Annotated in this window: 17 protein-coding genes; 12 read left to right on the top strand and 5 right to left on the bottom strand. The window is 63.0% G+C overall.

Going from position 1 to position 23,991, the window contains the following annotated elements; translation table 11 throughout:
• The first annotated feature begins 77 nt into the window (after positions 1–77).
• Complete coding sequence (locus KF708_00330) at positions 78–1,619, top strand: IS5 family transposase (GenBank protein ID MBX3411132.1); 1,542 nt, start codon at positions 78–80, stop codon at positions 1,617–1,619.
• Positions 1,620–1,664: 45 nt separating this feature from the next.
• Here KF708_00330 and KF708_00325 read toward each other — a convergent pair whose 3' ends face one another.
• Entirely contained in the window at positions 1,665–2,378 is a 714-nt protein-coding gene (locus KF708_00325) for a transglutaminase domain-containing protein (protein MBX3411131.1), read from the bottom strand.
• Positions 2,379–2,683: 305 nt separating this feature from the next.
• Between KF708_00325 and bfr the strand changes: the two genes are divergently transcribed.
• Positions 2,684–3,172 (top strand): bacterioferritin, encoded by a 489-nt coding sequence (gene bfr / locus KF708_00320; GenBank protein MBX3411130.1) that lies wholly within the window; start codon positions 2,684–2,686, stop codon positions 3,170–3,172.
• A gap of 88 nt (positions 3,173–3,260) precedes the next feature.
• Here bfr and KF708_00315 read toward each other — a convergent pair whose 3' ends face one another.
• Both KF708_00315 and KF708_00310 read right to left on the bottom strand, forming a co-directional pair.
• Positions 3,261–3,461, bottom strand: coding sequence for a (2Fe-2S)-binding protein (locus KF708_00315; GenBank protein MBX3411129.1), 201 nt, complete (start codon positions 3,459–3,461; stop codon positions 3,261–3,263).
• A gap of 305 nt (positions 3,462–3,766) precedes the next feature.
• Positions 3,767–4,117 carry a hypothetical protein gene (locus KF708_00310; GenBank protein MBX3411128.1) on the bottom strand — a complete coding sequence of 117 codons (351 nt, stop codon included), beginning with the start codon at positions 4,115–4,117 and terminating at the stop codon, positions 3,767–3,769.
• A gap of 322 nt (positions 4,118–4,439) precedes the next feature.
• Here KF708_00310 and KF708_00305 point away from each other — a divergent pair, with 322 nt between their 5' ends.
• Positions 4,440–5,453: a DUF1080 domain-containing protein gene (locus KF708_00305; protein ID MBX3411127.1), complete on the top strand. Its 1,014-nt coding sequence runs from the start codon at positions 4,440–4,442 to the stop codon at positions 5,451–5,453.
• Positions 5,454–5,540: 87 nt separating this feature from the next.
• Here the strand turns inward: KF708_00305 and KF708_00300 are convergent, their stop codons facing one another.
• Positions 5,541–9,593: a hypothetical protein gene (locus KF708_00300; protein ID MBX3411126.1), complete on the bottom strand. Its 4,053-nt coding sequence runs from the start codon at positions 9,591–9,593 to the stop codon at positions 5,541–5,543.
• A gap of 297 nt (positions 9,594–9,890) precedes the next feature.
• On the opposite strand from KF708_00300, the gene KF708_00295 reads away from it, so the two are divergent.
• Positions 9,891–11,180 carry a hypothetical protein gene (locus KF708_00295; GenBank protein MBX3411125.1) on the top strand — a complete coding sequence of 430 codons (1,290 nt, stop codon included), beginning with the start codon at positions 9,891–9,893 and terminating at the stop codon, positions 11,178–11,180.
• Positions 11,181–11,196: 16 nt separating this feature from the next.
• Here the strand turns inward: KF708_00295 and KF708_00290 are convergent, their stop codons facing one another.
• Positions 11,197–12,363, bottom strand: a complete 1,167-nt coding sequence (locus KF708_00290) for an aldose 1-epimerase family protein (protein MBX3411124.1) — start codon at positions 12,361–12,363, stop codon at positions 11,197–11,199.
• 200 nt (positions 12,364–12,563) lie between these two features.
• Between KF708_00290 and KF708_00285 the strand changes: the two genes are divergently transcribed.
• From KF708_00285 to KF708_00250, 8 genes are all read left to right on the top strand, one after another.
• Positions 12,564–13,811 (top strand): hypothetical protein, encoded by a 1,248-nt coding sequence (locus KF708_00285; GenBank protein ID MBX3411123.1) that lies wholly within the window; start codon positions 12,564–12,566, stop codon positions 13,809–13,811.
• 263 nt (positions 13,812–14,074) lie between these two features.
• Positions 14,075–15,004 carry a sugar phosphate isomerase/epimerase gene (locus KF708_00280; protein ID MBX3411122.1) on the top strand — a complete coding sequence of 310 codons (930 nt, stop codon included), beginning with the start codon at positions 14,075–14,077 and terminating at the stop codon, positions 15,002–15,004.
• 116 nt (positions 15,005–15,120) lie between these two features.
• Entirely contained in the window at positions 15,121–16,284 is a 1,164-nt protein-coding gene (locus KF708_00275; GenBank protein ID MBX3411121.1) for a Gfo/Idh/MocA family oxidoreductase, read from the top strand.
• 119 nt (positions 16,285–16,403) lie between these two features.
• Positions 16,404–18,059, top strand: coding sequence for a glycosyltransferase family 39 protein (locus KF708_00270; protein ID MBX3411120.1), 1,656 nt, complete (start codon positions 16,404–16,406; stop codon positions 18,057–18,059).
• 109 nt (positions 18,060–18,168) lie between these two features.
• The gene (locus tag KF708_00265; protein ID MBX3411119.1) at positions 18,169–19,824 is read left to right on the top strand and encodes a glycosyltransferase family 39 protein; all 1,656 of its coding nucleotides are present in this window, start codon (positions 18,169–18,171) and stop codon (positions 19,822–19,824) included.
• 181 nt (positions 19,825–20,005) lie between these two features.
• On the top strand, positions 20,006–21,373 hold the full coding sequence (locus KF708_00260; protein ID MBX3411118.1) for a neutral/alkaline non-lysosomal ceramidase N-terminal domain-containing protein: 1,368 nt from the start codon (positions 20,006–20,008) through the stop codon (positions 21,371–21,373).
• A gap of 416 nt (positions 21,374–21,789) precedes the next feature.
• Positions 21,790–22,806, top strand: a complete 1,017-nt coding sequence (locus tag KF708_00255) for an AAA family ATPase (protein MBX3411117.1) — start codon at positions 21,790–21,792, stop codon at positions 22,804–22,806.
• A gap of 100 nt (positions 22,807–22,906) precedes the next feature.
• Positions 22,907–23,788 (top strand): DUF58 domain-containing protein, encoded by an 882-nt coding sequence (locus KF708_00250; GenBank protein MBX3411116.1) that lies wholly within the window; start codon positions 22,907–22,909, stop codon positions 23,786–23,788.
• Positions 23,789–23,991: the final 203 nt, after the last annotated feature.

The raw sequence follows: 23,991 nt of genomic DNA, 5'->3' as shown, positions 1-23,991 counted from the left end.
TCCATCGCCTGCTCTGTAGAAATCCCCACATTTGCTAGCTAGCCTGCTAGCTTCTCCGCGTGCGTAGCACAAGGAGAATGAAGACTACGAAGTCGCCACGGCGAGTATTGCAGTATGCTTATCTGATCGGCCAGTTGGTGCTGCCCGACTATTCGCATCGCTGCAGCCGCCACGATTTTACGCAGCCGCAGCTGTTTGCCTGCCTGGCACTCAAGGAGTTCCTGCAACTCGATTATCGCAAGCTGACCGGCTTGCTCCAAGACGCCAGCGAGTTGGCCGCCGCGATCGGCCTCCAGAAGGTGCCGCACTTCACGACCTTTCAGAAGGCGGCTCGGCGGCTGCTCATCAACCGTTTCTCGCAAGCGTATCTCGACCAGACGGTTCGCCTGGCTCAGGTGCAAGGCCGACTACCCCGGCGTGTCTCGCTAGCGGCTTTGGACGGCACCGGGCTGGAGTCGCGACACGTCAGTCAGCATTACCTCAGACGCAGCGCAGCGACCGCAAAAACCGGCCCAAAGGCCGCTTTTCGTCGTTTTCCCAAGGCGGGCGTGCTGTGCGACACCCAGACGCATCTGGTGCTGGCCTGCGTGCCAGGACGGGGCCCGGGCTCCGACGGAACGCACTTTGAACAAGCGCTGAACGAAGCGCTGCGGCGCGTGCAGATAGACACGCTGGCGGCCGACGCGGGCTACGATGGTGAGCATCACCACCGCTTCGCACGTGAGCAGAAGGGCGTGCGTTCGCTCATCCCTCCGCTGATCGGTCGACCGACGAAGAAGCCGCCGACGGGCTACTGGCGACGACAAATGAAATCACGGCTGCACCTGACTCGCTATTCCCAGCGCTGGCAAGCAGAAACCGTGAACAGTATGCTCAAGCGGCTGCTCGGCTCCGCACTCCGAGCCCGCCGCTACTGGAGTCAATGCCGCGAAATCCTGCTGCGTGCGATCACACTAAACATCATGATCCTCAGACGACGGCAGGGTTTCTACAGAGCATCCATCGCCAAATATTCCCACCTTCGTCCGCTGCCTACGCCCAACAATTCATCAATCGCCGTGCAAGGCCCGCAATCGCGCCGAGGTGCGCAGCACGAGTTGCGCGCGTTCGAATTCGCGCAGCCAGTCTTCGATGACTTCGGCCGTCAGATGATGATCGGGAGGGACGATGCCGGTCGGACAGGCCGCCCCCAGCAAGTCGGCCGCCATCTGGCGGTATTTGGCCACCGTGCGATCGCCGTAGGTGCTCACCCATTGGCCATCCTCGCTCAGGAATACGAGCATGGGCACGCGTGCCCCGCCGCACATCTGGAGCGCCGCGGCAAGATCGGCGTTCGCATCGCGGTCGAAATAACGCACCTGGATCTTGTCGGTCGCCTCGGCAAAGTGCTGGAAGATGGGGCATTGCTGCACGCAATCGCCGCACCAGGCCCCCGCCAGGCACAAGACCTTCATCTCGCGGACGAATCCGGTGAGCAGCGTGCGTTGCTGCTCCGTGAGCGTCACGCGCCCGTAGAACGCCTCCCAGCGTTTGCGATGCTCGTCCGTGCCATGCTGGGCGAGAAAGTCGTGATAGGAGAGCCCCGCGTCGAACATCGCTGCAAAATCCATGTTGGCTGATTCCGTCGTGGTGATGTGTGGCCAGAGCGCTCGAGGGCAAGGCGACTAGGGACGTTGTTCGCGCTGGGCGGTTTCCGCCTCGATCTCGGCCTCGAAGTCTCCTGCCTCGGTGGTCGTTTGCTCGACGATCATGGCGCGCATGCCGGGATACAACTCGGCGAAGCGGGCCAGGATGGCATCGTACGGCACGTCGTCGGCCGGACCGTAGTCGCGGAGATACTCCATGTGGCGCCGACCTTCGAGATCGAACGGATGATACAGCGAGTCCTCGCGCCCGTCGAACTCGAGCGGCTTGAGGCGGGCCTTCTCGCACAGGCTGCGATTGAAGGCGACGGTGGCTTTGACCCAGCGTCCCGCGAGCCAGAACTCGTTGTAGCCGTGGTAGCAGAAGATGTCGGTCCCCATCCAACGCAGCAGCTTCTCGGTGGCGAGATGATTGCGCACGTCGGCATAGCCCAGACGGCAGGGGATGCCCGCGGCGCGCGAGACGGCCGCCAGCAGGCACGACTTCGTCACGCACCAGCCGAAACCCGACTCGATCACGCTCGAAGCGCAAAACGCCTCTCGGCCGAATTTGATGCCGTAGGCGCTGTAGCGAATATCGTCGCGCACGGCGTAGAACAAGCGGCACGCGCGTTCGACGTCGTCCGTCGCGGCGCCGATCGCACCGCGGGCAAACTCGGCCACGAGCGACGAATCGCTATCGACGAACCACGTAGGACGCAAGGCGGCCTCGAGCACGACTTGTTCTTCGGTCACAAGAACCCCTTCTCACGCGAGGGTGTCACGGTTGTCCCGGCGCGACGGGCAGCAGAACTGCAATCGAATCTCAGCCCCACGAGCCGATTTTCGACGCCGCGATTGATACATCGTATCAAGGCCTCGCTCGCTCGTCATGCCGTGCGCGAGATGCCGTCTCGATGTCGCGCTGAACTCGAGTTCAGCGCGCCGATTCACGTTTTTGCTGATGGTCACTCGGTCCTAAGATCCCTATACTGACGGCGGCGCCGCTGTCGTGTGCGCGGTGTGCTCGTTTTCCATCTTGGCACGGAGAGTTGAAAGTCATGCAAGGCGATCCCAAGGTCATCGACGCCCTCAACGACGCGCTGACCATCGAGCTGACGGCGATCAATCAGTACTTTTGCCAGGCCAAGATGTGCAAGAACTGGGGCTTCAACAAACTGGCCGCCAAGCACTATCACGAATCGATCGGCGAGATGAAGCACGCCGAGATGCTGATCGATCGCATCTTGTTCCTCGAAGGCGTGCCCGAGATCGCCCGCTACGACGTGATTCGCGTCGGCGCGAACGTCAAAGAACAGTTCGAACACGATCTCGCCCTCGAGACGCGCGGCGTGAAGATGTACAACGCCGCGATCGAGCTCTTCCTCAAGCTGAACGACGGCGGTAGCCGCGAGCTCGTCGAGCGGATCCTCGTCGAATCAGAAGAGCACGTCGATTGGCTCGAGACGCAGCTCGGTCTGATCGACGCGATCGGGCTGGAGAATTATCTCAGCGAGCAGATGGGCGAAGAACCCGCCGGCAACCACTAAAGGGGTCGCAGCACGGCACGACGCACGGGCGCGGCAGCGAGGCGTTCTCGGCCTCGCGGGGGGAACAGCGCGCGGACCTGGCTGCGAGCTAGCGTCCGCACTCGCCGCCGGCCAGAAACTCTTGAATACGACGATGACAGCCGGTGCAGCCTTCGCCGGCGCCGGTGTGTCGCTTCACGTCGTCGAGCGAGCGCACCTGACCCACAGCGGCCAATTGCCGCAGGGTGCCTTCCGAGACCCGCAGACAGTGACAGAGATAGTCGTTGGCGCCGTGAAAACGGGGGCTCATGGCCCGGGCCTCACATGAAATCGCTGAACGCTAGCCGCGTCCCTGCGAGTGGGGCGGCAGCGGAACATGATACTGAGTCTCAATCTCTCGCGACTCGTCGGATTCTACGCAACAAGGATCGACCTTCGCAAGAGTCTCTCCTTGAAAATTCCGCCTGGAATCGTTGGTCGACCTTTAACGCCCTGCTCACGACCGATCCAAAAGAAACATAAACGCAATCATAAAAACAAGTTAAAACGGATCAAGGCACTAGATGACGCCGTGTTGGGCGAGGCCCTCGTCCTGGGACAGGTCTGCGGCGGGCCTTACTCGACACGCCTCACCAGATAGCTCCGGTCCCCCCGCGTCAGGTAAATGGACTCTTCTTCCAGACGGACGCAGAGACGCCCCAGGAAGTCGACAATCGCCTCGAACTCTGTCTCGGTGTCGAACGACACCTCGTAACGCTCCAAGACGTCGTGGTAAAGCACATTGGCTGCGTTGATCCAGTAGCCTTTGACGGTCGACGGGGTATGGGTGTAGGCGCGATACGACTCGATCAGAAACTCGTGGATGGTGATGCGCACGGTCTGTTGGGGCCCAAAACGGGGATCGTCGAGCTTGTGTGACGGCACGTAGAAGACCGTCATCGTGCCCAGAGGCGAAAGCTTTTGCATGCCGCGGACCTTTCCTCGCTCGACGGGACGCGCCCCTCGCCGACGATAGCGTTGCTGCCAGACCACCACGTTCCATCGTAACGTGGCGCGTCTCCCGCGGTCGAAAGGGAGCCGCAGGTGCGGTGTTTGCGGGGGTTCTGCTGGGGGAAATTCGCCCACCGGTCGCTTGCTCTGGGGTCGCCGGCGGTTCAAAATGCAAACTTCGCCGCCGGTCGATGGAGGGAGCCGACCGTGCCGGCCCCGCGCGGCCGCGATGCCTATCGCGCCCCACCGCATCACCCGTTCACCGCTTCGCAGTCACACCCCGATTGGAGAGATTCGCATGCTGAAGAGACACTGGCTGTTCGTCGCACTGATGCTGGCGTGCGGCACGTTTGCCGTGGCTCGCGCCGATGAAGAAAAACCCGAGGCCATCACCGATCCGAAAATGGCCGGCAAGGACTTCGCCGTGCAGGGCGAGTACCTGGGCGAGTTCGATCTGGGAGACGGCAACGCGCAGAAGTTCGGCCTGCAGGTCGTGTCGCTGGGCGAAGGCAAGTACAAGGGAGTCGCCTACTTCGGCGGGTTGCCGGGCGAAGGCTGGGATGGCTTCGGCAAGCTCGAGGCCGACGCCGCCGAGGAAGACGGTGTCGTCAAGCTGACCGCGAACGAAGGCTACGCGATCATCAAGGATGGCACGGTCGTCGTGAAGAGCATCGACGAGCAGGAGCTCGGCACGCTGAAGAAGTACGAGCGCAAGATCGAGTCCGAAGGCGCTTCGCCCCCCGAGGGCGCGATCGTGCTCTTCGACGGCAAGAATGCCGACGCCTGGGAAGGTGGCAAGGTCACCGAGGAAGGTTTTCTCAACTGCGGCGTGAAGAGCAAGCAGAGCTTCGGCGATCATACATTGCATCTCGAGTTCCGCACGCCGTACATGCCCGAGGCCCAGGGCCAGGCGCGCGGCAACAGCGGCGTCTATCTGCAGAATCGCTACGAGTTGCAGATCCTCGATTCGTTCGGGCTCGAAGGGCTCGACAACGAGTGCGGCGGCATCTACTCGAAGAAGGCCCCGCGCGAGAACATGTGCCTCCCCCCGCTCACCTGGCAGACGTATGATATCGACTTCGTCGCGCCGAAGTTCGACGAGTCGGGCAAGAAGACGGACAACGCCAAGGTCACGGTGCGGCATAACGGCGTCGTGATTCACGAAAACTTCGCCCTCGACAGCGAGACGCCCGGTGGCGAGAAGGAAGCCGCTGGCGCCGGCCCGATCCTGCTGCAGGACCACGGTAACCCGGTCGTCTTCCGCAACATCTGGGTGGTGGAAAACAAGCCGGAAACGACGGCCGCCAAGTAAGTGGCCGCGACGGATTGATGAAAGCAGCGTCTGCCGGAGCGATGTGCTCCGGCAGGCGTTTTTTCATGCGCGAGGGGTCGATTCTCCTCACACGTCGACGACCAACGCACCGAGGCGCGTGCCCCAACGGCCGGCATTGCCTTGGGGCGCCAAGGCATACTGGTTGAAGACCCAGAAACGGCTGAACGTCTCGTTCGACGTGGGATCGATCACGAGCCCCGAGTAGGGCCCCCACGGGCCGTTCGAGGTTCCGTACCGCGCGAGACCGGCAGCCAGCAGACCGCTCGTCCGTAGCGAGGTGCCGGGATCGCCGGCCAGGCGGAACGCATAGTACGCGCTGGCAAAGATGCCCTGGCTCCCCAAGCTCGTATCGGCGCCGGCCGAGGCCGAAAAGCCGATCGCGAGATTGCCCCCCGTGTCGACGGCGAGCGAGGGGTAGAACGTACTCGTTCGGGGCGCGATATCCTCGCCGGTGACGAGCCCCATCTCGGCAATAGCCAGCGCACCGAGCGAGGCCGTGTTCAGGCGATACCAGCGCACGGTGGCTTGCCCGTCGTCGGCAGTGCCGATCGGATTGATCGAATTGGCCAGCCACAGATTGCCGTTCCGCCAAATGGCACTCGCGATGCGATTGTCTCCCGTGCCGATGCCATTCGTACCCCCGGCCTGTTGCGCCAGGGGAAGATTGCCAAAGTTGGGATCGATGTCGTTGCCGATATCGACGAGTTGACCCGCGAAGGTGGGAGTCGCCGCCAGCGGATGGTCGATACGAATCACCAGGAGCGCGTCGTTGCTACCGAGGCGGTAGTTCCAGGTTGCACCGCTATCCCAATATCGCGTGGCGACCAGAAACGTGCCGACCCCCGCGGGCAAAGTCCCGTAGGCTTGAACCGGTTGCAGGTAGACGGCCTGTCGATTGAGTCCGACCTCCGTCGAGGGATCGAAGACGCGCGCGTCGTCTGGCGCGCTACCGCCGCTATAGAGCGGCGACTTATTCACGATCCACAACCGCGAACCGTGGAATCCGTTGACCACGGTGCCGTGCATCTCGGCCATGATGTAGAGGGCCTCGCTTCCCACCCCCAGGTTGAACGAGCGTGGGAAGGTCGTCTCGCTACCAATGACCACGCTCGCCGGAATCGCGCGGTAGTACCACGTGCCGTTCGGATCGCTGTCGTCGGAAATGGCGAGCAGCAGGCGTCCGGGCGAGGCCCCCAATCCATCGATCGCCACGATGATGTAGCGTTGCTGATAGGTATCGTAGAGCGCCTGCGGGCTCGTGATGTTGCTGGCCGGATTGAGGGGGCCAAAAAAGGCGGCCAGACTTTGCGTCGTTTCGTGGGTGAAGTTCTTCGTCTCGAAACGGACCAGCTTATTCATCACCGTCACGACGTGATTCAGCCCCACCGCGATGCTGGGGGCCGGCGGCTCGAGGAACACCGGGTTCGCCGAGTGGCTCGGGCCTTCGTCCATCTGGGCGAGTGGTGGAACAGTCGATGCTCCGAGGTTAGTCCGCGGCTCGACTCCCACCCGATCGGGCGTCGTCCCGTCGTGCAGCAGGAACCAGTCGACGTCGCCACCCCCCCGTAGTTCGTCGTCCGTGGCGAGATCGTTGTAGATGGTTTGGCCGTAGTTGCTCGTGGTCGAGTCGTCGGGAGCGGCTTTCAAGTAGATGCCGTCGTTCAGACCGCCGGGCGTGCCCTGCAGATGCGCGAGTCGTGTGGCAAAGTCGACGTCCGTGCGGCGCCATTCTTCGTGGATCTCGCCCAGTGCGGCGATGTCCCAGTCGTAGATCGAAGGACTGGCCAGCACGATGTCTTGATCGTCGCCGCCGAAAAAGCTATCCGATCCTTCACCCCCGAAGAGGAGATCGCGCCCCGCTCCCCCTTCGAGCGTGTCGTTGCCTTGCCCGCCGACCAGGATATCGGCGCCGGCCTCGCCCAGGAGCGAGTCGGGCCCGGGACCGCCGAGAATCGTGTCGTTCTCGCCGCCGCCGCTGATCGTCGCGCCGAGCGACGAGGTGCTGGTAATGCGATCGTGCCCGCCGGCGGTGCTGACGGCCAGTCGTTCTAATCCGGCGAGCATGACCGACTTCACCGGACTGGAAGTTGGGTTGGGGCCCAACCGCGCTTCGAGCGCGACGTCGCGAATGCCGACCAGATCGTCGTAGCCCCCCAGCAGCTTGACTTCGAGCCGATCGTCCGTCCCGTTGTCGAGCAGGGCGGCGTAGATCGTGCCGGCCGAGGCCAGCAACAGAGAAAGCGAGACCGAGTCATCCCCGTCGCCGGTTTGCGCAATGACCTTGGCGGGAAACGCGCCGGACGTCGGTTCGGTGACGTTGATCGTGTCGTTCCCGGCGGCCGTGTCGATCGTGATGCTATCGGTGCCGGAGTGCAGGATCGTTTTCGTGGGGTTTCCTGGTCCCAATCGCGCCGTGGTGGTCATCATCGTTCCGTTCGAGCTGAGCGTCACGGAATCGCTGGCGGCGCTCTGCGTGTTCACCACCAGTCGATCGAGCGGATCGGCCCCCAACAACACGACGTGCGTGGTCGCCAGCGTGGCGAGCGCCAGATTGAGGATGACCTCGTCGTTGCCCGTCTCGGTGTCGGCCAGCACGAGAGGCGGAAACGGGCCGCTCGCGGGCTCGGTGATCGAAACCGAATCGTTTCCGCCAGACGTGAAGACCTGCAAGTATTCGACCCCCGCATAGCTGGCTGTCTTGGTCGGAGTCGACGGCAGTGTCGCGGCCACCTGCGTGCTGCTGACCGCCACGATGTCCGCGCCGGCCGAGCGAGTGAAGACGCCAAAGATATCGTTCGCTCCGGCGCCAAGATCGACATTGTAGTTGCTCGCCGAGCCATTCGTTGCCAGATTGATCTCGATGAAATCATCCTCGTCCTGCCCCTGCAGATCGACGATCGGGGCTAGGCTGCCCGAGGCCGGCTCGTGTACGGTAATGGTGTCGCCTCCCCCGGCGGTACGCACGGTAAGCCAATCGACACCGGTTTGGACGATGACCTTCTGCGGCTTGGTGGCCGGGTTGGGACCAAGCTGCGTACGCACCGTGGGCGCGATCAGCGTGACCGAGTCGCTGTGACCACTGGCGGTGTTTACCGTCAGACGATCGTCGGGATCGTTCCCCAGGTTCACGCCGTAGAGCGTGGCGAACGTGGCGATGCCGTGATTCACCGTCACCGAGTCGTTGCCCGATTGTCCTTCGACGGAAATCGTCGCGGGAAAGACTCCGTTGGCAGGCTCCGTGACGACAACCGAGTCGTTGCCGGCATCGGTGAAGACCTGCAGGTACTCGACCCCGGTGTAACTAGCCGACTTGACCGATCCGTCGGCGAGACGCGCGATGAACTGCGTCTGCGTGGCCGTGACAGTATCATCTCCGGCGCTCCGCGTGAAATAGCTGAACCGATCGTTCGCCCCACCATCGGCATCAACGATATACGTCGTATTGCTGCCGTTGGGAGCGAGATTCACCTCGATGATGTCCGATTCATCCTGAGATTGAATTTCGATCGTGTTCGGCATGCTGCCTAGGATCGGTTCGGTGACGGTAATCGTATCGGCGCCGCCGGCCGAGTAGACGAGCAGCGAGTTGATGCCGGAGTAGCCGATCGAAACCGAGACGCCCGAACCGACATTTAATGACATCGAGATCGTCGAAGCGGTAATGTCGATCTTATCGTTGTAGCCGCTCTGGGTATGCAGCTTGAGCATGTCGTTGCCCAGGCCCCCCGTGACGGAAATGGCACTGAGATTGGTAAACGTCTGCAAGCGTTGCACGGGAGTGAGATCGAATACATTCGCCCCCAACCCACCGGTGAGAATCATGCCCGTCACCGCCGAGGCGGGCACCGCTCCGAACAGCGGGTCGGCGCCATTGACTTTGACGTTGCCCCCGGCGGCGCTGATCGTGACGTTCTCGTTGAACAACGGATCGGCGACGACCGTAAGCAACCCCGCCGCGAACGTCGAAATCGCCAACATCTGGCGTTCTTCCAACTGCTCGACGACCGGCGCGGCGCGCTCGAGCAGCATTTCGTGACCGCCATGAAACCGCCACCAGGAGTGCTTGCGCGGCGATTCGAGTGCGCGACCGTTACGACGGCCTGATGTAAGAATGCCCATGGCCGTTACCTCCAGCGATGAGAGTCGTGCGCGTGAAATGCAGCAAGGAAGTGCGCCGAGAGACTATCGCTCTAATTCTTGCTATTCAAGCAAAACTTGTGCAGTTTTTTTGCTTGGCGAATGCCCATATTATCTACATTGTGTGTAGACATTCCAGGAAAGCGCAAACTGCCGTGAACACCACTCCCCACCAACGAGCAGTTGGCACGCTTGACGCAGCGCACCAATAGGAGAGATTATCTCTACAGACGGCGTTCGCGATTGCATTCTCGTGCAGACCGCCGTACGCTGCTACGCATGACGAGAGCAGTGGGGCAGCTCGACAAACCGGCACGTCGCCGTGCCATGCGGCTGGCGATTGTCAACGGCACGCTATGGTATGCCGGCAACGCACTGACGACCGGCACGCTGGTCATCTATCTGGCGCTCGATCTCGGCGCGCGTGGGATGTCGTTGAGTCTGATTCTGGCCGCGCCGGCCCTGTCGGGGCTGCTGCGTTTGTTGACTCCCAGGCTGATTGTGTCGCTCGGTGGCGCGAAGCGTGCCAGCGTGCAGCTCTTTTCGCTCAGTTATGGAATCCTTTCCCTCCTGCCCGGGCTGATCTTTCTGCCGGACCGCGCGGCGATCGCTGGACTGATCGTGCTCCTGTGCGTGCATCAAACGCTCGAATACATGGGCACCGTCTCCTTGTGGACGTGGCTGGGCGCGCTCGTGCCCCGCCGCGTGCGCGGTCGCTACTTCGCACGACGTCAGATGTGGCAGTTGGCCGTGGCGATTCCGCTGATCCTGGCCGGCGGCATGTTCGCCGATCTATGGCGCGAGACCTTCCCGGCGGCCGCCCGCGCGTGGTCGCTGTTGGCCTACGTCATCCCTTTTGCTACTGGATGCCTGCTGCTCGTCGGATCGATCGTGCCGCTGACGGCCATGCCCCCCCTGGAACTCTCGGCGCGCGCGGCGATGCCGTCCGGGGTTTCGCTCACACGTGTCTGGCAAAGTGCGTCGTTTCGCCGGCTGCTCTACTTTGGCTGCTGGCTTTCGCTCGCCAATGGCGTCGTGCAGACGGCGCAGAATATTTACCCGAAGCAGGTCTTGCAGTTGCCCGTGCTGCCGCTGGAAACGATGCGTGTGGGGATGCGGATCGGCCAGATCGGCGTGAGCTGGTGGACAGGCCCCTTGGCCGATCGCTATGGCAACCGCGCGGCACTTATCGTCAGTCAACTGCTGCTGGGCGCGGCGCCCCTCTTTTTTCTAGCGGCCACGCCCGCGCATCCGTGGTGGCTGGCTGGAGCCTGGTTGCTCTGGTCGCTCTACGCCGTCCAGAACATTTGTCTACCCAATTTGGCGCTGAGGTTGTCGCAAGAGGACGATTTTGCCCCTTACCTGTCCATGTACTTTGCGACGACGGGGCTCTGCTACGCCGCCGCGACGGTGTTCGGCGGCTGGATGTACGATCGGCTCGCCGCGCAGGCCCACTTCACCCTCGCGGGTCTCGAGCTCGATCACTTCCAGGTGATCTTCCTCGGCAGTTGGATCACCCGCACCGCCGCCGTTCTCTGGCTGCTGCGACTGCGCGAAGATCGCTACTAGATTCGCAGGCCGGTAGCTACGTGGGAGACCAACCCGCTTGCGGCCGGTCAAACACCCGTGGTTCAACGCCACCTCGCAGCGATTCAATGGCCTGCTCGGCACGGGCCACCGCTTCGGCATCGCCGTGGATGCGCACCTCGATGCGAAACTCGCGCCGCTCGTGCGGGGCGAGCTTCGTCACGCGGCCTTGCGCGGCCTCGAAAGAGCGCCCATTCGGCAGGTTCAGACTGGGCTCGAGCCCCGTCACATAGCCATCCTCGGGCATCTGTGTGCTTTTCCACAGGGTAAAGCAGGGCAACTCCTGACGATTGAAGAGCAGGCTCACACCCCGATCTCCGCGCGCGTTGCGCAGCATCGTTTGCGTGTGCCCGTCGCCGGACGACGCCAGTTCGAAGAAGAACACCTCTTCTGTAAAGCCCGCCGCCGGCGCGTCGTACGTGTCCCAGGTGGCCACGCCTTCCGCGGCGCGCGGCGTCTGCGGCACGACCTGGGTCGCCGGCAACACCACTTTCGATCCCGCGTCGAGCAGCGGCAGGCCGAAATTGATGTGATATAGGTATTCCAGCTCGCTCGGCTCGGCCGACACATTCTCGACGAGGTCGTGGATGCGGAACCCCTGCTCGCCCGGCTTGAGCCGAACCGTGCTCGTCAGACGCAGCTTCGCGTGATAGAGGCGTGCTTCCTCGACCGTGCCGGTCAGCGTGATTTCGCCCGAGGCGCCATCGATCGAAACCTCGACCTTGCGCGCCGGCGTGTTGGCGATCTTGCCGTGCAACGGGTATTGAAGCACGCCACGGTCGTCCCACTCGGGGCCGCCATTGCTTTCGAGCCCGCACCGGCAGACGAGCTCGTCGAAGCCCGCCAGCCAACCCAGCCCGGCCGGCTCGAACAGCGGGACGTGAGCCGGATTCACGGGGCCTCGCACGGGCGAGCGCCAGCCGACCTCGAAATCGCCCAGCCAGGCGCGCCAGATGCCCATGCCGCGCGTCGGTACGACGACGACGCGGCACTCGCCGTTGTCGAGCTCGACCACATCGACGCCGTCGCGCACGCCGCCTCGCAGCGTGCGCTTGCTCACGCGATATCCGCGGGCCGTGCCGCCCACTTCCTTGGGGGTCAACTCGAGGGAGTCGACGAATTGGTTGGCGGCGGCGTCGAGCAGGGTCCAGGTCTTGATGCTCATGCGTGAACTCATCGATCGGCCGAGGTGGATTCGGAGGAAGCGTGGGCGATTGCCGGCAAGATGACCCTCATCGTAGCAACCGGCGGGGCCACCCCAAGTACCTGTCCGCTCACTTTTTCTCCTGCTTGAAGAGGGCGCAAAGAGCCACTACAACTACGCTTCCGGCGATGGGAAGTATACCAACGGAGAGCGGTGCATAGATGGTGACCTCGAAGGTTGTCGCGGGCGAAAATGTGGCAAAGTTGTTGGCGAGCGCGCTGGACAAGGGAGAGGGCCTCCTGCGGCTCGCCCCGAACTGGGTGCCGCGTAGTTTTCTGCATCCAGGCAAGCGCATCAAGCTCGCCCCCACCGACTGGTACGCCTACGGCGCCCATCGGGGCGGTATCGACGAGCGCTGGTTTGCCAGCACGACCGAAGCCGCCAACGAGGGCCGCGTGCCCGATGAAGGCCTCAGCTACATCGTCCACGAAGGTCAGCGTTTTCAGCTCCGCGACGCCGTGGCCGAGGCCGGCGCGAAGCTCATCGGCCGCGCCATGTTCGATCGCTACCAGCGCTGGCCGGTCTACTCGAAGTTCTTCGACAACATGGGGCCGATCCCCCATCACATGCACCAGCGTTTCGAAGACGCAAAGCTCGTCGGCCAGGAAGGCAAGCCCGAGAGCTACTACTTTCCGCCGCAGTTGAACAACGTCGACAACAACTTCGCCTACACGTTCATGGGTCTGGAGCCCGGCACGACGAAGGCCCAGGTCCGCCGCTGCCTCGAGGACTGGCACAAGGGGGACAACGGCATCCTCGACCTGTCGCGTGCCCACCGGCTGAAGCGCGGCACGGGCTGGCTCATTCCCCCCGGCGTGCTACATGCACCCGGTTCGCTCTGCACCTACGAGCCGCAGTGGGGCTCGGACGTGTTCGGCATGTTCCAGTCGCTCGTCGAAGGGCGCGAGGTCCCCTGGTCGTTGCTCGTCAAGGACGTACCGAAGGAGAAGCACCAGGATCTCGACTTCATCATCGGCCAGCTCGACTGGGAAAAGAACGTCGACACGCACTTCAAAGAGAATAACTACCTGGAGCCGATCGTCGACGAATCGCGCAGCGGCGACGGGTACACCGATCGCTGGATCGTCTACGGCACGATCGACAAGGCCCAGCTCTTCAGCGCCAAGGAACTGACCATCGAGCCGGGCAAGAAGTGCAAGCTGCAAGACCCGGGCGCCAGCGGCTGGATCACCGTGCAGGGGAGCGGCCGCATGGGCCGGCTCAAGCTGCAAACGCCGGCCATGATCCGCTTCGGCGCCGATACGGAGGACGAAGTCTTCATCACGCACGATGCGGCGAATGCGGGGGTCGAGATCGAGAACACCGGTAGCGAGCCGTTGGTCGGCCTGCGCTACTTCGGTCCCGACGTGCATGCGAAGCTGCCCGCCGTGGGCGATTACCGCCGCTAGAACAGTGTCTTTGAATGTATTCGACGCCGTTAACCTCACCAATCCTCTGGTCGCTACGCGACACGGACGATTTTCCGACTCCAGCCCTGCACGCTGACCACACCGCTCCGGAAAATCATCCGTGCTACCCCCCAGCGAGAAGAGCGCGACACCAAAGGTGAACGACGTCTAACGCCATCGCTAGCTCGTCCGGCAGTGTTGGCGATACCGCAGACTTAGCTCACCGCAAACATCACCGCCAAGCCAGACCGGGAAGCAAAACCATGTCGAAACGAATCTCGATTGGAACCTGGGCCTATTCGATCGGCCCCTATGCGGACAATCCCGTCCCCTTCACCGAAGTGGTCGAGAAGTTGCACGCCCTGAAGTTCGACGGCTTGGAACTGGGAGGCTTCGGCGTCCATCCGAACCCCGACCTGCAAAAGACCCCCGAGGAACGAGCCCAGGTGCGCGAACTGTGGGAATCGCGCGGCATGGGCTGCAGCGGCCTGGCCGCGGACCTGTGGAGCGAAAAGCTCATCACCGCCGCGGACGATTCCTCCTACATGGCCACGTTTCGCAAGAACGTGAAGTTCTGCAACGACCTGGGCATCGAGGTGATTCGCGTCGATACGACGGAAGATCCGGGCGTGCTCGGCCAGATCAAGGGAGAGCCGAAGAAGGAGACGATCGTCGATTACGACACGGCGCTCAAGCGCGTGGCCGCAACCTGGCGTCGCTGTGCGCAAGAGGCGGCCGACGCCGGCGTGCGCGTCGTGTGGGAGTTCGAGCCCGGCTTTGCCTTCAACAAGCCGAGCGACGTGCTTAACGTGCTCGACGCGGTCGATCACGACAATTTCCTGCTCATGTTCGACACCTGCCACGCGAACATGGTGGCGGTCCATGGCTCGCGCCAGCCGGGGGAGCGCGAAACGCTCAAGGGGGGCATCAAGGAACTGGCCGAGAAGGTGCAGGGCAAGATCGGCCGCGTCCACCTGATCGACTCGGACGACACGCTGCACGACAACCACACGAGCACCCACCCCCCCTTCGGCGAGGGGAATCTCCAGTTCGACGAGTTCATGCCGGCGATCGTGGCGGCGGGCTGCCCCGACGATTGGTGGACGATCGATCTCTGCTTCTGGCCCGATGCCTGGAAGGCCACGGAGAAGTGCAAGCAGGGGATCGACGTGCTCGCCAAGAAATACGGCTAAGGTGCGCGTCGCACACAGCGGGTTGAATTTGCCTTCGATCCTTCACTGCTGAACGTGCCAGCAGTGCCACACGAACTGTTCCAGACAATCGCCTTGCATAGAAGGTCTCTCGCGCCATGACCAAACCTCTGAATATCGGCATGATCGGCTACGGGTTCATGGGCCGCGCCCATTCGAACGCCTATCGTCAGGTCAACCAATTCTTCCCCCTCGAGTACCGCCCGGTGCTCAAGGCCTGCTGCGCGCGAAAGGAAGACAAGATCCGGGCCTTTGCCGAGAACTGGGGCTACGAATCGTACGAGACCGATTGGCGCAAGCTAGTCGAACGCGATGACATCGACGTGATCGACATCGGCTCGCCGAACAACACGCATCGCGACATCGTGCTGGCCGCCGCCGAGCGGGGCAAGATGATCCTGTGCGAAAAGCCCCTGGCGATGAATCTCGCCGAAGGCGAAGAGATGGTCGCCGCGGTCGAGAAGGCCGGCGTGCCGAACATGGTCTGGTTCAACTATCGGCGCGTTCCTGCGATTTCGCTGGCCAGGCAGGTGGTCGACGAAGGACGCATCGGTCGCCCCTTTCATTACCGCGCCACCTATCTGCAAGACTGGACGATTGCCGAAGACGTACCCCAAGGGGGCGCCGCGTTGTGGCGTCTCGATCTCGACGTCGCCGGATCGGGCGTGACGGGCGATTTGCTGGCCCACTCGATCGACACCGCCCTCTGGCTCAACGGCCCCATCACGCGCGTCACCGCCGCGACCGAAACGTTCGTCAAGGAACGCGTCCATGCCGAGACGGGCAAGAAGCAGCCCGTCGGCATCGACGACGCCTGCATGTTCCTGGCCGTCTTCGCCAATGGCTCGATGGGCACGTTCGAAAGCACGCGCTACGCCCGCGGACGCAAGAACTACAACACGTTCGAGTTGAACGGCGAACGGGGCAGCGTCTTCTTCGATCTCGAAGACCCACACATTCTGCAGTATTTCAAGTACGCCGACCCGGCGACGGGCAAGAAGATCGAAAGCCACCTTACCGGCTGGCAGCGCGTCAACGTGACCAATCCCGAGCATCCCTACATGAACCGCTGGTGGGTGCCGGGCTGTACGATCGGCTACGAGCACACGTTCATCAACGCCCTGGCCGACTTCCTCGAAAGCCTTTCGACGAAGAAGCCGGTGCAGCCCGACTTCCGCTCAGCGCTGGAGACGCAGCGCGTCTGCGAGGCGGTGCTCGCTAGCGCCAAGTCGGGACGCTGGGTCGAGATCGAGCAGTCCTGACCAGCAAATACGCTCGCCTCGAGCGCCCTGCACACGTTCGAGCCTTGGCACGTTACAATGGGGCAGAGCGGGCTCGTTGAGCGCCGCTCCATCCACTCGGTACGTGCCCACGGCGGTTCATGTCTGCGTTGGCGGAATCGACGACCGAACTTCGCGGCGATGCTGCGCCACCTGTTGCGCGCCCGTGGCTGCCCTGGCTCGCCGTGATCGTGATTCTGATCGCGAATCTCGCGCTGCGCTGGCCGCTGCTCGAGATGCCGCTCGAGCGTGACGAGGGAGAGTTCGCCTACGGCGGACAAATGCTGCTCGAGGGAGAGCCCCCCTACCGGTCGTTTTATGCCATGAAATGGCCGGGCATCTACGTCGCCTATGCCGCGATCGAGGTCCTCTTCGGCAAGACCACCGTCGGCATCCACCAGGGCCTGCTGCTGGCCACCAGCATCAACATCGTGTGGATGTTCTTGATCGGGCGACGCTTGCTCGACGGCTGGGGTGGGGTCTGGACGGCGGCCGCTTTTGCCGCGTTGTGCTACAGCCCGGCCGTCGAACCCATGTCGACGCAGTCGCAGCACTTCGTACTCATGTTCGCCTTGCCGGCGATCCTGCTCCTCGTGCATGCCTGGCGTTCGCCACGCGTCGCGCTATGGTTGCTTTCGGGCATCTGCTTCGGCATCGGCGCGCTGATGAAACAGCACGGCGCCTTCCTGGCGCTGACCGGTTTTGCCGGCCTGGCCGCGGGGTTGATTCAGGCCCCAGAAGCGCGCAAGAAGTGGCTGGCATCCGGAGCGGCCTTCCTCTTCGGGCTGGCCTTGCCCCTGGCCCTGACCGCCGCACTGTTGCTGTGGAGCGGCACGTTCGAATCGTTCAAGTTGTGGACGATCGACTACGCCAGGGCTTACGCCACGAACGACACGTTCGACGTGGGCCTCGGGCGCCTGATGCGCGCGTTGCGCAGCCAGGTGCCCCCGGTGTGGCCACTGCTGTTGGCGTCGCTGGGGGGACTCGTGCTCGTCGTCAAGCGCTGGCGCACGAGTGAATTCGGCCTGCTCCTGGTGACGTGGACCGTGGGATCGGTGCTCGCCACGATCCCCGGCTGGCATTTCCGCGCGCATTACTTCTTTCTCGTGTGGCCGGCGCTCGCGGCGCTCGCCGGGATCTGCCTGCGCGAGCTGGCCGCGCAACCGGAGCGTTCCGTCGAGTCCCCCGGTCCCCACCGCACCCGGCTCATCGTCGGCGTCTTGGCCGCGCTGGTGCTGCTGCTCTGGCCTGTCGCGACTTCGGCACGGTTCCTGCTCACGAAGTCGCACTGGGAACTGTCTCGCAAAACGTACGGCATCGACCCCTTCAACGAATGCCCGATCGTCGCCGAGTATCTCAAATCGCACACCGACCCCGACGACACGATCGCCGTGCTGGGCTCGCAGCCGCAGATTTACTTTCTGGCGCAGCGCCGCGCGGCGACGGGGCACATGTACGCCTATCCCTTGCTCGAAGTGCATCCCTACGCACAGAAGATGCAAGAGAGCATGATCGACGAGATTCGTGCCTCGAAGCCCAAGTTCATCGTGCTAGTACAGGATTGGATTTACACCCCAGGCGCCCCCACGTTGATCCTGGACTGGACTGCCAGTTATCTCGAAACGCACTACGAGCTCTGCGGCTGGGTGGAGATTGTCTCTCCGGAAAAATCTCGCTTCGAATGGGACGAGAACGCCAAGCAGTACACGCCGGAAAAGTACGGCATCATCCAGGTCTTCCGCCGGCGCGATCGGTAATCTCGCCCGTGGTCGCCGGCGGGCGCAACTGCACACGGCACCGTCGCCAGAGAACCCCTGCTACGCCCGCCCCGCGTTGGATTCGGCTTGCGCTGAAAACGAGTCCCCCATGCCGATATCGCTACCCGCGACAAACGACGGACCTCGCGGCGAATACTTCGCAAGGTTGCGTCCCGTGCTCCCCTGGCTCATCCTCGGCCTGGTTCTCGCGGCGAACCTCGCCTTGCGGTGGCCCCTGCTCGACGTGCCCTTCGAGCGCGATGAAGGGGAGTTCGCCTACGGTGGTCAGCGGCTGCTGGCGGGCGAGCCCCCCTACCGCTCCTGCTATGCCATGAAGTGGCCAGGCATCTACGCCGCCTACGCCGGTATCGAGCTGCTTTTTGGACAAACCACCGTCGGCGTCCATCTGGGATTGATCCTCGTGACGAGCATCAATCTCGTCTGGATGTTCCTGATCGGGCGACGACTGCTCGACGACTGGGGAGGCGTTTGGAGCGCGGCGGCGTTTGCCGCCTTGTGCTACAGCCGGGGCGTTCAGCCGATGACCACGCAATCGCAGCATTTCGTGCTCGCCTGCGCGCTGCCTGGTGTTTTGCTGTTGATGCATGCATGGCGTTCGCCTCGCTGGAGAGTGTGGATGCTGGCCGGCATTCTGTTCGGCATGGGCGCCCTGATGAAGCAGCACGGCGCCTTCCTGGCGCTGACCGGTGTCGTCGGTCTCGCCGCGGGTTTATTCCGCGACCGCGATCGGCGGCGGTCGTGGCTCGTGACGGGAATCGCGTTTGGCGGCGGCCTCGTCCTGCCGTTGGCCATCACCGTCGGTCTGTTAGCGTGGGGCGGAACCTTGGCCCTGTTCAAGCTCTGGACGATCGACTACGCGCGGGCCTACGCGACCAACGATGCGCTGGACTTTGGCATCGAACGATTGATGCTCGCACTCTCCCTGCAAATGCCGCCGATCTGGCCGCTGCTAGCGGCGGCCGCCGCCGGCGGAGTGCTGATCGTGCTGCGTCGTCGCACCAATGAATTCGGTCTCTTGATCGCTGCCTGGATCGTCGGCTCGTGGCTGGCCTTTATACCTGGCTGGCACTTCCGCCCTCACTATTTCTTCCTGATCTGGCCCGTCGTGGCGGTGCTGGCGGCAATCGGCCTGCGCTGGTTGGCGAGCTCGCCCGCCGATACGCGAGCGGCCTCGCCATCGCAGCGCGTGCGACTCGTCGTGGGCGTCGTCACGGCCCTGATGCTCGTTGTGTGGCCGGTGACGACCTCGGCCCGGTATCTGCTGACCAAATCCCCTTGGGAGCTATCGCGACTCACCTACGGATACAACCCGTTCAACGAATGTCCTCAAGTGGCTGAGTACATCAAGGCGCACAGCAGCCCGGACGACTCGATTGCCGTGTTGGGCTCGCAACCGCAGATTTATTTTCTGGCGCAGCGTCGCGCCGCGACGGGGCACATGTACGCCTATCCCTTGCTCGAGGTGCAGCCGTACGCCGTGGCGATGCAGCAGAGCATGATCGAAGAGATCACCACGGCCAGGCCCAAGTTCATCGTCCACGTACACGACTGGCTTCAGCAGCCGGGAGTCCCCACTCCGATCCTGCACTGGATTCCGACCTATCTGGCAGCGAACTACGAGCTGCGGGGTTGCGTCGAGATTCTTTCCTCCCTGGAATCGCACTTCGCCTGGGACGAAAATGCCCCCCGGTACGAGCCGAAAGACTTCTGCATCATCGAGATTTACCGCCGCAAGGAGGGCTGAACGAGCCCGGCTTTCTCGCCCCCCGCCGTGCGATAGAAGCTGGAATTCCATCCCCCGGCAGGCTACAGTCGAACGATTGCCCGTCGCAGCTTGGGGAGCCTTTGAACCTCGGACTGCCGGGCCACGTCTCGATCCAGCCCCCGCACCCCCGATGAACTTCCCGTCCGCGGAAGAACCCGCCATGCACCGCTTCTCGCTGTTCCGTCCGTTGCTTCGTGTTAGCCTTGCGCTCGTCGCGTTTTCTCTGATTCCGGCCGTGACCGGGCCGGCTGCGGCGAATGCCGCCGACAAGAACACGTTTGCCGTGGGGGTGGCCGAGCGCGACATCACGCCCGAGGGGCGCTTGCCGATGTGGGGTTATGCCGCCCGGCACGATGCACTCTCCGAGGGGACGCTCGACAAGCTCATGGCCGTGGCCCTCGTCATTCACGCGGGCGACGACAAGCTGGCCATCGTCGGCACCGACATCGGTCGCGGTCCCACTCCCTGGATGATGGAAGAAATTCGCAACACGCTCCGCGAGAAGGCCGGCATCGAGCACGTCATTATCAGTGGCAGCCACTCGCATCACGGACCGGTGATCGAGCTCACCGATCGCCCGGGCTACGGCCAGGGGAAATACGACGACGCGGTGCAGTATGCCAAGAAGCTGCCGCAGCTTCTCATCGACGCGATCCTCGAAGCGGATAAGAACGCGAAACCGGCACGAATGGGCCTCGCCAAGCAAAAGCTCGACTACAATCGCAATCGTCACACGAAGCGCGAGCCGAAAGTGACCGATCCCGAACTGGCGGTGCTCCGCTTCGATGATCTCGACGGCCAGCCGATTGCGCTGCTGGTGAACTTCGCGGCCCATCCGGTGATGACCGATGACAAGCTTTTGAAGTTCTCGGCCGACTACCCGGGCTTCATGAAGCGGAAAGTCTCCGGCGCGATGTCGGTGCCGGTCGTCTTCATGCAGGGAGCGGGGGGCGATATGAGCCCGAACCCCGTCGACGGCCGCGGCGGACCGGAGAACTTCGGCCATGCCCTGGCCGATCGCGTGCTTGAACTCGCAGGCTCGGCATCCACCTCGGTGCCCGAAAAGCCCTCGGTCGACGGACGCGTCGATCACTTCCATTTCGGCTCGCGCGTGAATTTCAAGAACCCGCTCATTACCGGCGTGTTCTCCCGCGCGTTCTTCCCCGAGTTGGTGAAGAACTTCATGGAGGAGTACGGCGACGGCCTCAAGCCGGAGATGAACACCATCGTGCTCAACGGCAACCTGGCGATCGTGAGCGGCTCGGGCGAGTTCTTCTCGAACCACTCGAACCGTCTCAAGGAGCGTTCGTATCTCGATCACACGCTCTTCTTCGGCTATGCCAACGGGCACCAGTTGTACTTCCCGACGATCGAGGCCGCGTCCGAAGGCGGCTACGGCGCCGACCCGACCATGTCTCCCGTGCAACTCGGGGCGGGCGAAGAAATGATGAACCGGGCGCTCGTCAACATCTACATCATGACGGGCCGCTTCGCTCCGGCCGCCACCGGGCTCAAGGACGTGAAGTAGCGCAAACTCCGCTCGCCGGAGAGCGGCATGCTGCGAACCTGACGGTTTTTTCAGGATGCCCCCGTCAGCGAGGCGCACCGACAGGGGCAGAGGGAGCAAGTCGGTGCGAGTTCGGACGTGCATGACGTGCCGCGCCAGGTTAATACTGTGCCACCCCGGTCAACCTTTGGGCACCCTTCTGCTCATCGATTGATCGGGCTCGCGTCTGCCTCCTCGCATGAGGCGTTCTCAATCGGCCGGTGAGTGGGGTTTCGCCGGCTCGTCCGGTCGTACGCCCCCGTCTAGGCCAAGTCTTTTTGCCGCTGGCGAACCATTTTTTCGGGGTCGCCGTAGGAATGGCGGCAACACGCCCAACATCTTATCGGCCGGCGAAATCACGCCCGCCACCCCAGCACGACCCGACAGGAGTGCCACGCATGGCCACCGTCCACGCTGATTCCGCGCACCGACGTATCGCCGAACTGGGCGAAGAAATCAAGCAGCGCAGCCAACCCTTCCGCCAGCTCGTCGACGAAATCGGCCGCGTGCTCGTCGGCCAGGACCGGCTCATTCACCAGATGCTGGTGGGCCTGCTGGGCAACGGCCACTTGCTGATCGAAGGTGTGCCCGGTCTGGCCAAGACGACCGCCGTCGCCTCGCTGTCGCGCGGCATCTCGACCACCTTCAGCCGCATTCAGTTCACCCCCGACTTGCTGCCGGCCGATCTCGTCGGTACGCAGATCTATCGTCCGCAGACGCAAGAGTTCGTCGTGCGGAAGGGTCCGATCTTCGCCAACCTGATCCTGGCCGACGAAATCAATCGTGCGCCGGCCAAGGTACAGAGCGCCCTACTCGAAGCGATGCAAGAACGCCAGGTCACGATCGGCGGCGAGACGTTCCCGCTCGACAATCCGTTCCTCGTGATGGCCACGCAAAACCCGATCGAGCAGGAAGGGACCTACCCGCTGCCCGAAGCTCAGGTCGACCGCTTCATGCTCAAGGTCATCGTGGGCTATCCGAACCGGGAGGAGGAACGTGAGATTCTCCGCCGCATGGCCCGCACCCGTCCGACCTTTGCCGTAAGCTCGGTGCTGACGCCGGCGCATATCGTGTCGGCACGCGAACTGGTCGACGAGATCTATGTCGATCCGCGGATCGAGGATTACGTGGTGGATCTCATCATGGCGACGCGTGAACCGTCGAAGTCGGGTCTGCCCGGGCTGGCCGAGTTGGTGCAATTCGGCGCCTCGCCGCGCGCGACGATCAATCTGACCTTGGCCGCCAAGGCGAGCGCTTTCCTCCGCGGTCGTGGCTACGTCGTGCCGCAAGACGTGAAAGACATGGCCCCCGACGTGCTGCGTCACCGCGTCATCGTCACGTACGAAGCGGAAGCCGAGGAGAAGACCTCGGCCGACATCGTCCGCATGGTGCTCGATCACGTCGCCGTACCTTAAGCAGAGTGGACAGTGGTCGGTGGCTAGTGGTCAGCCACTCACTGCCCACTGACCCCTGCCCCCTGACCCCTGCCCCCTGACCACTGACCACTGACCACTCATGATTCCCAAGGACATGCTCAAGAAGATCCGTCGTGTCGAGATTCACACGACGCACATCGTCGACTCCTTGATGAGCGGGCAGTATCGTTCCGCCTTCAAGGGGCGCGGGATCGAGTTCGAAGAGGTGCGTCCCTACTTTGAAGGTGACGACGTTCGCGCCATCGACTGGAACGTCACCGCCCGGGCAGGCGATCCTTATATCAAGCAGTTTCGCGAAGAACGCGAACTCACCGTCTATCTGCTCGTCGATCTGAGCGCCTCGCAAGACGTCGGCACTCAGCATCAGCTCAAGCGCGAGCTGGTGGCCGAACTGGGCGCCACGCTCGCCTTCTCGGCCATCAAGAGCGACGACAAGGTCGGGCTGATCCTCTTCACCGATCAGATCGAGAAGGTGGTCCCCCCCGGCAAACGCTCGAAGCACGTGCTGCGGGTCATTCGCGAGCTGCTCTACTGTCAACCGATCGGCAGCGGGACGAACATCACCGCCGCGCTCGACCACTTGAACAAGACGGTCGATCGCCGCTCGGTGGTCTTTCTGATCAGCGACTTTCAGGACCGGGGCTACGAACGAGCCTTGCGCGTCGCGCGCCGCCGCCACGACATCATCCCGATCATGATCGGCGACCGCCGCGAACAGGAACTGCCGAACGTGGGCCTCGTCGAGTTAGCCGATGCCGAAACGGGCGAAATGATGCTCGTCGACACCTCGAGCCCCGCCTGGCGAGCGGAATACAAGGCACGTGCCGAGGCGGAGCATCAAACGCGCAAGCAGCTCCTGCGACGACTGAAAATGGATCCCGTCACGCTGGCGACCGGTGAAGATTTCGTCGAGCCGCTCCGCCGACTGTTCCACAAACGCGGAGCCCGGAGAGCACGATGACACTCGACGACTTATTTCAACGCAACGCTGTGAAGAAATTGCACCGCGAAGGCGCAAAGAACACGAAGGTGCGATGTGCTAGTGCCGACTCGACCAATTCGAGTCGTCGCTGGCGTGGCACTACTGGCAGGGCACGGACGGCGCGAGCCGTTGGTCGCAGCAGTGCGATCCTGTTGTTGGCACTGCTCGCTACGGCAACTCCA

The organism is Pirellulales bacterium (genome assembly GCA_019636335.1).
GTDB lineage: Bacteria > Planctomycetota > Planctomycetia > Pirellulales > JAEUIK01 > JAHBXR01.
The sequence above is the reverse complement of the archived record's forward strand: the minus strand, read 5'-3'. Positions and strand labels throughout refer to the sequence as shown.